The sequence below is a fragment of the Nocardia sp. NPDC052001 genome, assembly GCF_040680615.1.
In the GTDB taxonomy this organism is placed as follows: Bacteria; Actinomycetota; Actinomycetes; order Mycobacteriales; family Mycobacteriaceae; genus Nocardia.
The window spans coordinates 191,316-203,790 of record NZ_JBFAXC010000010.1 but is presented as its reverse complement, the minus strand read 5'-3'; the positions used below and the strand labels follow the sequence as shown (position 1 = coordinate 203,790).

The 12,475-nt window shown below is 64.6% G+C and carries 14 protein-coding genes and 1 rRNA gene; all 15 read right to left on the bottom strand.

Annotation, left to right across the window (positions count from 1 at the left end; all coding sequences use genetic code 11):
* Nucleotides 1-84, bottom strand: a 16S ribosomal RNA gene (locus tag AB0L82_RS35150); the annotation flags it as partial.
* Between the two features lie 465 nt (nt 85-549).
* Nucleotides 550-1,812 (bottom strand): UDP-N-acetylglucosamine 1-carboxyvinyltransferase, encoded by a 1,263-nt coding sequence (gene murA, locus AB0L82_RS35145; RefSeq protein WP_364646507.1) that lies wholly within the window; start codon nt 1,810-1,812, stop codon nt 550-552.
* Nucleotides 1,813-1,822: 10 nt separating this feature from the next.
* Complete coding sequence (locus AB0L82_RS35140) at nt 1,823-2,416, bottom strand: cob(I)yrinic acid a,c-diamide adenosyltransferase (protein ID WP_364646504.1); 594 nt, start codon at nt 2,414-2,416, stop codon at nt 1,823-1,825.
* A 12-nt stretch (nt 2,417-2,428) separates the two neighbouring features.
* On the bottom strand, nt 2,429-2,848 hold the full coding sequence (locus tag AB0L82_RS35135) for a DUF2550 domain-containing protein (protein WP_364646501.1): 420 nt from the start codon (nt 2,846-2,848) through the stop codon (nt 2,429-2,431).
* A 164-nt stretch (nt 2,849-3,012) separates the two neighbouring features.
* Complete coding sequence (locus AB0L82_RS35130; protein WP_364646498.1) at nt 3,013-3,705, bottom strand: MspA family porin; 693 nt, start codon at nt 3,703-3,705, stop codon at nt 3,013-3,015.
* 29 nt (nt 3,706-3,734) lie between these two features.
* On the bottom strand, nt 3,735-4,340 hold the full coding sequence (locus tag AB0L82_RS35125; RefSeq protein WP_364646495.1) for an MspA family porin: 606 nt from the start codon (nt 4,338-4,340) through the stop codon (nt 3,735-3,737).
* A 258-nt stretch (nt 4,341-4,598) separates the two neighbouring features.
* Complete coding sequence (locus AB0L82_RS35120; protein WP_364646492.1) at nt 4,599-4,976, bottom strand: F0F1 ATP synthase subunit epsilon; 378 nt, start codon at nt 4,974-4,976, stop codon at nt 4,599-4,601.
* A 6-nt stretch (nt 4,977-4,982) separates the two neighbouring features.
* On the bottom strand, nt 4,983-6,425 hold the full coding sequence (gene atpD / locus AB0L82_RS35115; RefSeq protein ID WP_067702204.1) for a F0F1 ATP synthase subunit beta: 1,443 nt from the start codon (nt 6,423-6,425) through the stop codon (nt 4,983-4,985).
* A 16-nt stretch (nt 6,426-6,441) separates the two neighbouring features.
* On the bottom strand, nt 6,442-7,410 hold the full coding sequence (locus AB0L82_RS35110) for a F0F1 ATP synthase subunit gamma (RefSeq protein ID WP_364646489.1): 969 nt from the start codon (nt 7,408-7,410) through the stop codon (nt 6,442-6,444).
* A 58-nt stretch (nt 7,411-7,468) separates the two neighbouring features.
* Complete coding sequence (gene atpA / locus AB0L82_RS35105; RefSeq protein ID WP_364646486.1) at nt 7,469-9,109, bottom strand: F0F1 ATP synthase subunit alpha; 1,641 nt, start codon at nt 9,107-9,109, stop codon at nt 7,469-7,471.
* 88 nt (nt 9,110-9,197) lie between these two features.
* A complete protein-coding gene (locus AB0L82_RS35100; protein WP_364646483.1) occupies nt 9,198-10,010 on the bottom strand; it encodes a F0F1 ATP synthase subunit delta in 813 nt (270 codons plus the stop codon).
* Nucleotides 10,011-10,029: 19 nt separating this feature from the next.
* Complete coding sequence (locus AB0L82_RS35095) at nt 10,030-10,581, bottom strand: F0F1 ATP synthase subunit B (protein ID WP_364646480.1); 552 nt, start codon at nt 10,579-10,581, stop codon at nt 10,030-10,032.
* Nucleotides 10,582-10,607: 26 nt separating this feature from the next.
* Nucleotides 10,608-10,853, bottom strand: a complete 246-nt coding sequence (locus AB0L82_RS35090) for an ATP synthase F0 subunit C (RefSeq protein WP_067562316.1) — start codon at nt 10,851-10,853, stop codon at nt 10,608-10,610.
* A gap of 71 nt (nt 10,854-10,924) precedes the next feature.
* Nucleotides 10,925-11,773 (bottom strand): F0F1 ATP synthase subunit A, encoded by an 849-nt coding sequence (atpB, locus tag AB0L82_RS35085; protein ID WP_364646476.1) that lies wholly within the window; start codon nt 11,771-11,773, stop codon nt 10,925-10,927.
* Nucleotides 11,774-12,042: 269 nt separating this feature from the next.
* Nucleotides 12,043-12,471 (bottom strand): hypothetical protein, encoded by a 429-nt coding sequence (locus AB0L82_RS35080; RefSeq protein WP_364646473.1) that lies wholly within the window; start codon nt 12,469-12,471, stop codon nt 12,043-12,045.
* Nucleotides 12,472-12,475 lie beyond the last annotated feature (4 nt).

Genomic DNA, 12,475 nt, shown 5'->3' with positions numbered 1-12,475 from the left:
CCCCGAAGGGCCTTACCGCTCGACTTGCATGTGTTAAGCACGCCGCCAGCGTTCGTCCTGAGCCAGGATCAAACTCTCCGTTGAAGACTCTCAACTCGCTCCGAAGAGCTAATTGGAAGAATTAACCAGAGTCCGAAAACCTTGGCAAAATCAAACGCCAGCAAAAGTATTTGCTGACTAAATGTCCAACCTTCTCACACGGGGGTGTGGAAGGCCGGAACCAATAAAATATTGGCACTGACATTCATCGACACACTATTGAGTTCTCAAAGAACACACGCACGCAGAATCTCGCGGGCTCTTTGTCCCGGTTGATCTCTGCGGCTGCTTTCAAAGCTTAGCTCGACCCGCGCAGCAGAACCAAATCCGCTGTTCGGAGGAGCCAATGTGATCAGTCAGGCGCTCGCCGTCCAACCTCGTTTCCCTGACCTCTCGGTCCGGGTTGGTGTCCGTGTCGCTCTGACTCGAATAAAGTTACGTGTTGGTCATTCGCATGTCAAATCGGCTGTTCAGGAGGGGTTTTCGCGAACCCTTCCCGTCACCGGCCGTTCATTCGCCGGTGCCGACCCGCTCGATCTCGGCTCCGAGCGAGCGCAGGTTCTCCACGAAATCCGGGTAGCCCCTGTCGATGTGGAAGACATCGTGGACTTCGGTGACACCGTCCGCGACCAGACCCGCGAGCACCAAGCCCGCGCCGGCGCGAATGTCCGAGGACCAGACCGGAGCGCTCGACAACCGCGGAATCCCGCGCACCACAGCGTGATGACCGTCGGTGCGGGCATCGGCGCCCAGCCGAATCATCTCCTCCACGAAGCGGAAACGCGCTTCGAAGATGTTCTCGGTGATCATCGAGGTGCCATCCGCGATGGCGGCCAGGCCGATGGCCATCGGCTGCAGATCGGTCGGGAAACCCGGGAACGGCAGCGTCGAGAAGTTCACCGCGCGCGGACGATCCGACTGCACGACGCGGAAACCGTCCGGCTCGAACGAGATTCGCGCACCCGCGGAACGCAGCTTGTCCAGCACGAGGGACAGATGCTTGGGATTGATCCCCGTCACGCGGACATCGCCCTGCGTCATCGCCGCGGCGATACCCCAGGTGGCGGCGACGATGCGGTCACCGATCACGCGGTGGGTCGTCGGGGACAGCTTGTCCACGCCCTCGATGGTCAATACCGAGGTACCCGCACCCGCGACCCGAGCTCCCATGCGCGCCAGCATGTTGCACAGGTCCACGATCTCGGGTTCGCGCGCGGCATTGTCGATGACCGTCTCCCCCTCGGCGAGCACCGCTGCCATGAGGATGTTCTCGGTCGCGCCGACGGACGGGAAGTCCAGGCGAATCCGCGCGCCCTGCAATTCGTCGGCGCGCGCCACCAGGCAGCCGTGTTCGATCTCGCTGGTCGCGCCGAGTAGGCGTAGACCCTGCTGATGCATATCGAGCGGGCGCGAACCGATGGCGTCACCGCCGGGCAGCGCGACCACCGCGCGCTTACAGCGCGCCATCAGCGGACCCAGTACGCACACCGAGGCGCGGAACTGGGTCACGGCGGGAAAGTCCGCGTGGTACTTGGGTTCCGGCGGGGTCACGATGGTGACCGTCCCGCCGTCGACCGTGACATCACAGCCGAGACCGCGCAGCACGTCCGCCATCAGCGGGACATCCAGGATGTCCGGGCAGTTCGTGATGGTGGTCGTACCCTCGGCCAGCAGCGCGGCGGCCATCAGCTTGAGGACGCTGTTCTTCGCGCCGCCTACCGCGACCTCACCGACGAGCCTGCTGCCCCCGGTCACCAGAAACCGTTCACTCACGACGGTCAGCCTAGTGGTCCTGTCCCTCCCCCGTGGCCTCTCCGCCCGGCCGCCAGAGGATGTCGCCTTCGGGGTTGGCCACGCGACCGAGAATGAACAGCAGGTCGGACAGTCGGTTCAGGTATTTCGCGGGCAGCACGCCGGTGTCATCCGGATGCGCGTCGACCGCGGCCCAGGCGGAACGCTCGGCGCGTCGCGCAACCGTGCGCGCCACGTGCAACAGCGCGGCGAGCGGCGTGCCGCCGGGCAGAATGAACGAATTCAGTGCTGCCAGAGGCTCATTGAACTCATCGCACCACTTCTCCAAGCGGTCGATGTACGGCTGCGTGATGCGCAGCGGCGGATATTTGGGATCTTCGACAACGGGGGTGGACAGATCCGCGCCCGCGTCGAACAGATCGTTCTGGATGGCGAGCAGCACCCGGCGGATGCGCTCATCGGGATTCCCGAGCGCGATGGCGACGCCGAGCGCGGCATTGGCCTCGTCACAGTCGGCGTAGGCGATGAGCCGGGGATCGGTCTTGGCCACCCGCGAGAAATCGCTGAGCCCCGTGGTCCCGTCGTCTCCGGTCCGGGTATAGATCCGCGTCAGATGCACACTCACGCGTTCACACTATTACCGCCGGCGGCGAATGCGCTCCGACGGGCGGGACTCCACCCAGGACAGGAAGGCCGCGAGCGCGCCGCGGTCCAAAGCCAGCTCGTAGCTACCGCTCTCGTCGGAGACCTCGACGATGGCCTCGTCGTTCATGATGTCGAACTCGTCACCCTCGGGCGCGCGCCGACCGGTGCCGACCTCGATGCCGAGGCGGCGAATCGTGGAGTCCGGGCCCAGTTTGAGGCTGGAGAGCTTGTAGAAGACGAGGGTGTCCTCGCCGTAGCGGATCAATCCGTGCCGCCAGCCGCCGCCGTGACCACGCGCCGGGAGCACCCGCAGCAGCGCTGCGGTTCCGCCGCGACGCAGCATGATCAGGCGATATGTGGAAGCCAGGGCCAATCCGACAAGCAACAGCACCAGAATGATCAGAACCACCATCCCGGTCCGCAATGTTGCTCCGTCCCTTCACATCAGCCTCGGCTGTCGATTCACACACCCGCCATCGGCGGGACCCCGTGTTCGGTCGATAGTAGCGACCGTGTGAACACGAGGTTCCACCATCCACCGAATGTGACGTATGCCCTGTTCAGCTCACCTATCGATCAACCCATGCTGAAGGGCTCGCCCCACAGCGCCAGGTTGCCGATGAAGGTGGTGGTGTCGATCTCGGCGAGCAGGAAGGAACGGGCTTGGGCATACCCGCCGCAACCGTTCACCGCGAAGGTCTCGTCGACCCAGGAGACGCTGGCGTGCGGACCCGGGACCTTGTTGTAGCGCTTATGCGATTCCTGGCCGTAGTCGTCGGGCTTCTCCAGATCCAGCAGCAATTGCGCCACCGCCTGGCCCGGAGCGACCGTGATACCGCCGCCGAGCGCTTCCGAAGGCTGCAGGTTGGTCAGCCCGCCCGACCCCAAGGTGGCGGATTCGCTGGCATTCTCGCTCGGCGAGAACTGACTGATGTCCACCTGGCAGCCGACGACGTAGCCGGGTGAGATCTTGATGGTGGCATCGGAGGCGCTCGGCCCGACCAGATCGATGCTGCCGCGTCCGCTGACCCACACATTGCGATGCACCGGCGTATCGCCCATGGACGGATTGATCTTGGCCGATTCATTGTCGATGCGGAGCGTGACGACGGTGCCGTCCGCCAGTGTCCGCGAGATCACCCCGCCGGGCAGCGGAATGAAGGTGTCGGCCACCGCCGTGCCCGGCGCGTGCAGCCCGAACAGCACCGCCGCGGCCAGCGCGACCCCGAAAAGCTTGCCGCTCAATGGATTTCGATTCGAGCCGAACATGCGATCCTTTCGCGTCGGAGTGCGAGACGTCAGCCGAGGCTGAACGGCTGGCCGTAGAGGGTGACCTTGGCGTAGTCCACGCCGATGATCTCGACGACCGAGAACTGGCGCGCCTGGGCGTATCCCGCGCAGCCCTGAATCTCCATCGGCAGATCCTGATACTGAATCTGATAGCTGCCGCTCTTGATCAATTCGATGTTGTTGATCGCCAGCCACACCACCTGTCCGGGTGACAGCGGAAAACTGAATCCGGCGGCGAGCGTGGGGGTGGTACTGATCGTCACCGCCGCATTCGCGCTCAGCGCACCGAGCGAAACCTGACAGCCGACCACATATCCCACAGTCAGGTTGGAGGAACCGTGTGTACCCGAATTATTGGTACCCGGAAAATTCTTGGGCCCGTTATTGGGACCGACCTCACCGTCGGGCGTCTCCACATCGGCGATCACATTGCCGCTCACCCACGAGGTGCGGCCCGCGCCATTGGACGCCAGCGACGGCGAAATGACCGCTCGCTCACCGACACTCGTGATTTTCACGCCCGGTCCCTCGATATGCCCGTTGGGCAGCGGGACGATGACGTCCGCGTTCGCCGCACCCGGTGAAAAGAAACCGATGCCTACCGCGACAGCCATTGCCGCGATGGTCCACCTGCTGATTCGAAGCCCGTTCATTCACCCCTCGCTCATCGAGGCGCGGCCACACCCGCTCATACCCGGGCGAGACCGCGCTGCGCCAACTCATTTGAGGTAAAGCTGAAAGTGCTGAAATAGCCGAGGCATTGCGGAATGGGTCAGATCACATCCGCGGCCGGTGCTGAGTGTAAACGAAAAGAGCGGCGGCCCTGGGATATTTCCCAGAGCCGCCGCTCTTTTGCCGAATGGAAACTCGGATCAGCCCTGTGCGGCCTTCTCCAGCGCGCGCAGGCGGCCCTGGGCCTTGGCCTGCGCATCCGCGCTCGCATCGGCGTCGGCGAGGACGGCCTTGGCGGCCGCCTCGTCGATATCGCCTGCGAAATCAGCGGATTCGGCGAGGACGCGCACCGAAGTGGCGGTCACCGAGAAGAATCCGCCGTGCACGGCCGCGACGATGCGCTCATCGCTGTCGGACACGATGGTCACCGTGCCGGCTTCGACCAGCTGACCGAGCAGCGGTTCGTGGCCGGCCAGGATGCCGATCTCGCCCTCCGTGGTCTGGGCGGAGACGAACTTCGCCCGCCCCGACCACAGCAGTCGCTCTACGGCGACCAGATCAACTGACATATCCGCCATGGTGGACTACTTCCCGGCGATCTTCTTCGCGGCCGCCTCGACGTCGTCCAGGCCACCGCAGGAGTTGAACGCCTGCTCGGGCAGGTGATCGAACTCGCCCTTGCAGACGCGATCGAAGTCGTCGATCGTCTGCTCCAGCGGAACGACGGAACCTTCCTGGCCGGTGAACTTCTCGGCGACGATGAAGTTCTGACCCAGGAACTTCTCCAGACGACGCGCACGGCCGACGAGGACCTTGTCGCCTTCGGAGAGCTCGTCCATACCGAGGATGGCGATGATGTCCTGCAGTTCCTTGTACTTCTGCAGGATCCGCTTGACCTCGTTGGCCACCTGGAAGTGACGGTCGCCGACGATGGACGCCTCGAGGATACGAGAGGTCGAGGTCAGCGGGTCGACGGCCGGGTAGATGCCCTTCTGCGAGATCGGGCGGGAAAGCTCGGTCGTCGCGTCCAGGTGGGCGAAGGTGGTCGCCGGCGCCGGGTCGGTGTAGTCGTCGGCGGGGACGTAGATCGCCTGCATCGAGGTGATCGAGCGACCACGGGTCGAGGTGATCCGCTCCTGGAGCTGACCCATCTCGTCCGCCAGGGTGGGCTGGTAACCCACGGCCGAGGGCATACGACCCAGCAGGGTCGAGACCTCGGAGCCGGCCTGGGTGAACCGGAAGATGTTGTCGATGAAGAGCAACACGTCCTGGTTCTGCACATCGCGGAAGTACTCCGCCATGGTCAGGGCCGACAGGGCGACGCGCATACGCGTGCCCGGCGGCTCGTCCATCTGGCCGAAGACGAGGGCGGTGTCCTGAAGGACGCCCATCTCTTCCATTTCCAGGTGGAGGTCGGTGCCCTCACGGGTGCGCTCACCGACGCCCGCGAACACCGAGGTGCCGGAGAACTCGCGAGCGATACGGGTGATCATCTCCTGGATCAGAACGGTCTTGCCGACACCGGCACCACCGAACAGACCGATCTTGCCGCCCTTGACGTACGGAGTCAGCAGGTCGATGACCTTGACGCCCGTTTCCAGGATCTCGGTCTTACCCTCGAGCTGGTCGAAGGCGGGCGGCTGGCGGTGGATGCCCCACTGCTCGCCGTCGCGGCCCAGGCCGGGGGTGTCCAGGCAGTCGCCCAGCGCGTTGAAGACGTGGCCCTTGACGACATCGCCGACCGGAACCGAGATCGGCTTACCGGTGTCGCGCACCTCGACCCCACGCACCAGACCGTCGGTCGGCTGCATGGAGATGGTGCGAACGATGTTGTCGCCCAGGTGCTGTGCGACCTCGAGGGTCAGGGTCTTCGCAACGGACGCGAGCGCGATGTCGACGTTCAGCGCGTTGTACAGCTCGGGGATGGAGCCGCGCGGGAACTCGACGTCCACGACGGGGCCGATGACACGGGAGACGCGGCCGGTGCCAGCGCCCACCCGGGTTTCTTTAGTGACAGCTGCGGTCATTGGTTCTCTTCCGTGTCTAGTCGCGGTCCGAGCTCGACGCCAGCGCGTTGGCGCCACCGACGATTTCCGTGATTTCCTGCGTGATTCCGGCCTGGCGCAGCGAATTCGCGGTACGGGTCAGTGAATTCACCAGATCCGTAGCGTTATCGGTGGCCGCCTTCATCGCGGTGCGGCGCGCAGCCGACTCCGATGCCGCCGCGTCGAGCAGCGACGAATAAATCCGAGTGTTGATGTACTTCGGCAGCAGCGCGCCCAGCAGGACGTCCGCATCCGGCTCGAACTCGTACTGAGCCGTGGGCTCGGAGTTCCCGTCGGAGAAGCTGTCCTCACCCAGATCGAAGTTCTCGTCGACGTAGCTCACCTGAATGGGAGCCAGGCGACGGACCTCGGGGACCTGCGACAGCATCGACACGAAACGCGTGTAGACGATGTGCAGCTCATCGACGCCGGCCATGGTGCCTTCGCCGTTGGGTGCGGCCACTTCGCCGTCGGCGCCCGCCATGAACGCCTCGACCAGGTGGTTGCACGCCGCGGAGGCGTCCACATAGTTCGGCGACTGCGAGAAGCCGGTCCACGCGCCGTTCACATCACGCTTACGGAAGGTGTAGAACGTCAGGCCCTTGGCGCCCATGACGTACAGCACCGGCTCTTTGCCCTCGGACCGCAGCGTGGTCAGCAGCTCCTCGGTGCGCTTGAGCACGTTGGAGTTGTAGCCACCGCACATACCGCGGTCACTGGTGATCACCAGTACCGCGGCACGGCGCGCGTTCGGCCGCTCGGTGAGCAGCGGGTGGGTGAGATTCCCACTGGCGCTTGCCAATTCGGCAAGCACCTTGGTGATCTCCTCCGCGTACGGCTTGGCCGCCGCGACCCGGGCCTGCGCCTTGCTGATTCGCGAGGTCGCGATCAGCTCTTGCGCTTTGGTGATCTTCTTGATCGAGCTCACGGAACGAATTCGGGAGCGCAGTTCGCGCACGCTTGGCATTAGCGGTTCACACTCCCTTCATTCCTCGAGTCAGACAGTCGCATCAGCTTCGCCGTTCTTACTTCTCGACGTGCTTGCGAGTGACGGAAAGCGACTCGACCTCTTCGTGATCGAGCTTGCCGGCCTCGGCCTCGTTCACGACGCGGCTGCCGTCCGAAGCAAGGAAGCCCTGCTTGAACTTGTCGGTCGCGGTCTTGAACGAATCGGCGGTCTCACCCTCGAGCTTCTTCGCGCCGCCCTGCAGGGCGTCGAAGGAAGGCTGCACGGTGGCGTGCAGGTTCTCCAGCAGCTCGGAGTTGAAGCGGCGCACATCGCCGACCGGCACCGAGTCGTAGTAGCCGGCGTCGACCAGGAACAGCGAAACAACCTGATCCTCAACCGAAACCGGGGCGTACTGGTCCTGCTTGAGCAGCTCGACCCAGCGGGCGCCACGTTCCAGCTGCGCCAGCGAGGCGGCATCCAGATCGGAGGCGAACGCGGAGAAGGCTTCCAGCTCACGGTAGGAGGCGAGCTCCAGACGCAGCGAACCGGCGACCTGCTTCATGGCCTTGGTCTGCGCGGCGCCACCGACGCGGGATACCGAGATACCGACGTTGATGGCCGGGCGGACACCCTTGTTGAACAGGTCCGACTCCAGGAAGACCTGGCCGTCGGTGATGGAGATGACGTTGGTCGGGATGAACGCCGACACGTCGTTGGCCTTGGTCTCGATGATCGGCAGCGCGGTCATGGAACCGGCACCGAGCTCATCGGACAGCTTCGCGCAACGCTCCAGCAGACGGGAGTGCAGGTAGAACACGTCACCCGGGTACGCCTCGCGGCCCGGCGGGCGGCGCAGCAGCAGCGAGATGGCGCGGTACGCCTCGGCCTGCTTGGACAGGTCGTCGAACACGATCAGGACGTGCTTGCCCTGGTACATCCAGTGCTGGCCGATGGCCGAACCGGTGTACGGCGCAAGCCATTTGAAGCCGGCGGAGTCAGAAGCGGGGGCCGCGACGATGGTGGTGTACTCCATCGCACCGTGGGCCTCCAGCGCGGCCTTGACGCCCGCGATGGTGGAACCCTTCTGGCCGATCGCGACGTAGATGCAGCGCACCTGCTTGGTCGGATCGCCGGTGGCCCAGTTGGCCTTCTGGTTGATGATCGCGTCGATGCAGACCGCGGTCTTACCGGTCTTGCGGTCACCGATGACGAGCTGACGCTGGCCGCGGCCGATGGCGGTCAGGGCGTCGATCGCGGTGATGCCGGTGGCCAGCGGCTCACCGACGGGCTGGCGCTCCAGCACGGTGGCGGCCTGCAGTTCGAGAACGCGACGCTCGTCGGACTCGATCTCGCCCAGGCCGTCGATGGGGGCGCCCAGCGGGTTCACCACGCGGCCCAGGAAGTTGTCGCCCACCGGGACCGAGAGCACGTCGCCGGTACGGCGGACCTGCTGGCCCTCCTCGATGGTGTCGAACTCACCCAGGACGACGGCACCGATTTCGGTGTCCTCCAGGTTCAGCGCGACGCCGAGCACGCCGCCGGGGAATTCCAGCAGCTCGTTCGCCATCGCGCCGGGGAGGCCGCTGATGTGGGCGATGCCGTCGCCGGTGTCGGTGACGACGCCCACTTCCTCGATGGAGGTTTCCGGGGTGTAGCTCTGGGTGTAGCTCTCGATCGCGCTACGGATCTCATCGGGGGAGATCGTCAGCTCCGCCATGTTCTTCCTGCTCTCGCTGTGGTCTCGAATGTCGGTGTGTTGGTGCGCTTTTCGCGTCTCTGCGGACTACCGGCCGAAGCCGGTGGTCTCACGCGAGAGACTGTCGCAAGCGCTGCAGTCGGCCGACGGCGCTGCCGTCGATCAGGTCGTCGCCCACGCGCACGACGACACCGGCCAGCAGGCTCGGGTCTTCCTGCACGTGCACCGTGACGGGCTTGTCGTAGATGCGCTGCAGCGAGGCCGCAAGGTGCTCACGCTGCTGCGTCGTCAGGGCCGACGCGGAGCGCACATGCGCCACGATCTGATCCCGGAGCGACGCGGCCAGGTCGGACAGGTGGTCGAAGGCCTCGCCGATATCGCCCTTCTTGCTGCGGGCGACCGCCTGCTGGACCAGTTCGAGGGTGATCTCCTCGACCTTGTCCGCGAGCAAGCGCTGCACCAGTTCACGCTTGGCCGCGAGCGGCTTGCCGTGATCGGTCAGCGCCTGCTCCAGCGCGGGGTTGTCTTCGACGATCCGGCCCAGCCGGAACAGCTCGTCCTCAACGGCGCCGAGACGGCCGCGGTCTTCCGCGGCACGCAACAGCGCTTCGTTGCCGAGCAGCACCAGGCTGTCGACCAGGTCGCGGGCGCGGGACCAGTCCTGCGCCACCGCGGTGGTCAGCACCGTCTGGGTGGCTCCACTGACCTTGCCGCCGAAGAGGCGTTCGGCCAGTTCGGCGCGGGCCGAGCTGGACACCGACTTATCCGCGAGCGCCACACGCAGCGAGCGCTGGTCGTCGAGGACGGCGACAACGGCGAACAGTTCGGAGCCCGTCGTGGCCGCGACGGTGTCGCTTCCGGTCAGAGCGGCCCGAAGAGCTTCCCGCGCACGGGAGCTCGCCTCACGGCTCGCTGCGTACATGCTTCCCACTTTCGGTTCGTTACCTTCCGACCCCGATGCCGGCGTTCGCATCCAGCTCCGCGAGGAACCGGTCGATCGACGCGGCCTGCTTGGCCTCGTCGGCCACCGACTGACCGATGATCTTCTCGGCCAGATCGACCGCGGTGCGGCCGAGCTCGGAACGCAGTTCGGTCACGATCTGCAGGCGCTGGGCTTCCAGCTGGGTGTGGCCCGAAGCCACGATGCGGTCGGCCTCGGCCTGCGCGTCGGCACGCAACTGCGCCAGGATGGTCTGGCCCTGAGTGCGCGCTTCCTCACGAATGCGCGCGGCCTCGAGGCGAGCCTCGGCCAGCTGCTCCTGGTACTGCTGCAGGGTGGCCTGGGCCTCGGCCTGCACGGCCTCCGCCTTGGCGATACCGCCCTCGATCTTCTCCGTGCGCTCGTCCAGCACCTTGGTCAGGCGCGGGACGACGTACTTGGCGAAGACAAAGGCGATAACGATGAAGACGATCGCGGACCAGACAATGTCATAGGTCTTCGGGACGAGGGGGTTGATATCCTCCTCGGCCGCGAGCAAATAAATGCTGTTCATCGTTGATTCCTAGTCTTATGCCGGAATCAGAAAATGAAGCCGGCGACGAGACCGATCAGCGCCAGGGCCTCGGTGAACGCGATACCCAGGAACATGGTGGTCCGGATGGTGCCCTGCAGCTCGGGCTGACGGGCGATGCCCTCGATGGCCTTACCGACCACGATGCCTACACCGATGCCGGGGCCGATCGCAGCGAGGCCGTAACCGATGGCGCCGAAGCCCTTGGACTTGGACTCGGCAACTTCAGCAGCCAGGTACGAGAGGGTGCTCATGTGTGTTCCATTCCCTTTCTGTCGCCCACCCGCCGGGCGGCGTGTAAGGCAGGTTTTGGTAGTGCGGTCGGTCAGTGAGAGTCGGCGTGCTGCGCAAGACCGATGTACACAGCGGTCAACAGTGCGAACACGTACGCCTGCAGGAAGACCACCAGGAGTTCGAAGAGTGTGAAGCCGAAGCCCGCGAGCAGCGAGAACGGCGAGAACACCTTCATCCAGGAGACGGCATCGAACAGGAAGAACTGGGTGGCGCTGAAGAACAGCACCAGCATGATGTGGCCGGCCAGCATATTCGCCAGAAGACGAACGGTGAGCGTGAACGGGCGGAGCACGAAGGTCGAGAGGAACTCGATCGGGATCAGCAGGATGTGCAGCGCGGGCGGCACATTCGGCACGACGATGCTCGAGCGCATGTATTTCAGGAAGCCGTACTTCTTGATGCCCACGTAGTTGAAGGTGACGTAGGCGACGACGGCCAGCACCAGCGGCATGCCGATGCGCGCATTGGATGAGATGTTCAGGCCCGGAATGACACCGGAGATGTTCAGGAACAGGACGGTGAAGAAGATCGACGCGATAAGCGGGAAGAACTTCTTACCGGATTCCTTGCCCAGGACCTCATCGCAGATCTGTTCCTTGACGAACACCAGACCGGATTCGGCGACATTCTGCAGACCGCGCGGAACCAGCTGCGGACGACGGAAAGCCGCGAGCATCACGATCACAAGAACGGCCGCCATGATGATGCGAATGAGCATCAAACGGTCGAGCTCGAAAGGCGTCCCCTCGAACAGCACTGCTGGAGGGAAGAAGTCGTTAAGCGACGGCGCGTGGAACTCGCCCGCCAAAATGGTGACGCTCAGCGTTCTCTCCCGTGGTCGGGCCGCAGGCAATGGTTTGCCTGCGGTTCGATCGGACATTGACGATCTGGTGGTCGACTCAGGTCGGCTCGAAGTTCGTCAGCAGCTGAGGGGCTTGCGCCCGGGCGTCTGTACGCGCGTCGGCGACATCGTCGACGGTGCAGAACCAAGACCCGAAGGGTCCGGTACGGCAGTAAGCATAACCTGCTCTCAGGCGGGTCTCAGGTGACCCCCCCTTGTGCTTCGGTCGGCTACAAGTAAAGAGTTTATCAAGTTATCTACGACAACGTGTAGGGGGTGGCATAAACAGCCGGTGAACTGCGCCGCGATTACAGCTCGCGTTCGGTCTGAACCGTCGGAACCCGTTGCCGCAGAAGGCCATACGTCTCCGCGCCGAGCACGATCAGGAGCGCGCCGACCACGGTCAGGAACAGCGCGGTCGGGCTGTAGAAGTCGAATTTGCGAAGAATCGCGACTACGACGAGCGCCAGCACCAGCTTTCCGACCCAGCTGCCCAGAATCACGATGCCCTGCAAACCGGATTCGATCTTCGCGCTGAAGAGCACCGAGGCGGCGGTCGTCAGAATGAATCCGCCGCCGATGGCCGAACCGATCAGTGCGCCCCAGAGGCCGGGCACACCGGCGATGATCGACGACAGAATTGCCGAAACCACCACCAGCACAGCCAAACCCATCAGGCCGTAGCGCAGGGCCGCCCGCAGCGGGGCGTCGGGATCGGGGGTGGAAGGCGTGCTCACGTCA

Bases quoted from the DNA above. Each gene is read 5' to 3' on its own strand.
- AB0L82_RS35135 (WP_364646501.1), bottom strand. From the start codon at position 2,848: ATGGTGGTTCTGATCATTCTGGTGCTGTTGCTTGTCGGATTGGCCCTG.
- AB0L82_RS35130 (WP_364646498.1), bottom strand. From the start codon at position 3,705: ATGTTCGGCTCGAATCGAAATCCATTGAGCGGCAAGCTTTTCGGGGTC.
- AB0L82_RS35125 (WP_364646495.1), bottom strand. From the start codon at position 4,340: ATGGCTGTCGCGGTAGGCATCGGTTTCTTTTCACCGGGTGCGGCGAAC.
- AB0L82_RS35120 (WP_364646492.1), bottom strand. From the start codon at position 4,976: ATGGCGGATATGTCAGTTGATCTGGTCGCCGTAGAGCGACTGCTGTGG.
- atpD (WP_067702204.1), bottom strand. From the start codon at position 6,425: ATGACCGCAGCTGTCACTAAAGAAACCCGGGTGGGCGCTGGCACCGGC.
- AB0L82_RS35110 (WP_364646489.1), bottom strand. From the start codon at position 7,410: ATGCCAAGCGTGCGCGAACTGCGCTCCCGAATTCGTTCCGTGAGCTCG.
- atpA (WP_364646486.1), bottom strand. From the start codon at position 9,109: ATGGCGGAGCTGACGATCTCCCCCGATGAGATCCGTAGCGCGATCGAG.
- AB0L82_RS35100 (WP_364646483.1), bottom strand. From the start codon at position 10,010: ATGTACGCAGCGAGCCGTGAGGCGAGCTCCCGTGCGCGGGAAGCTCTT.
- AB0L82_RS35095 (WP_364646480.1), bottom strand. From the start codon at position 10,581: ATGAACAGCATTTATTTGCTCGCGGCCGAGGAGGATATCAACCCCCTC.
- AB0L82_RS35090 (WP_067562316.1), bottom strand. From the start codon at position 10,853: ATGAGCACCCTCTCGTACCTGGCTGCTGAAGTTGCCGAGTCCAAGTCC.
- atpB (WP_364646476.1), bottom strand. From the start codon at position 11,773: ATGTCCGATCGAACCGCAGGCAAACCATTGCCTGCGGCCCGACCACGG.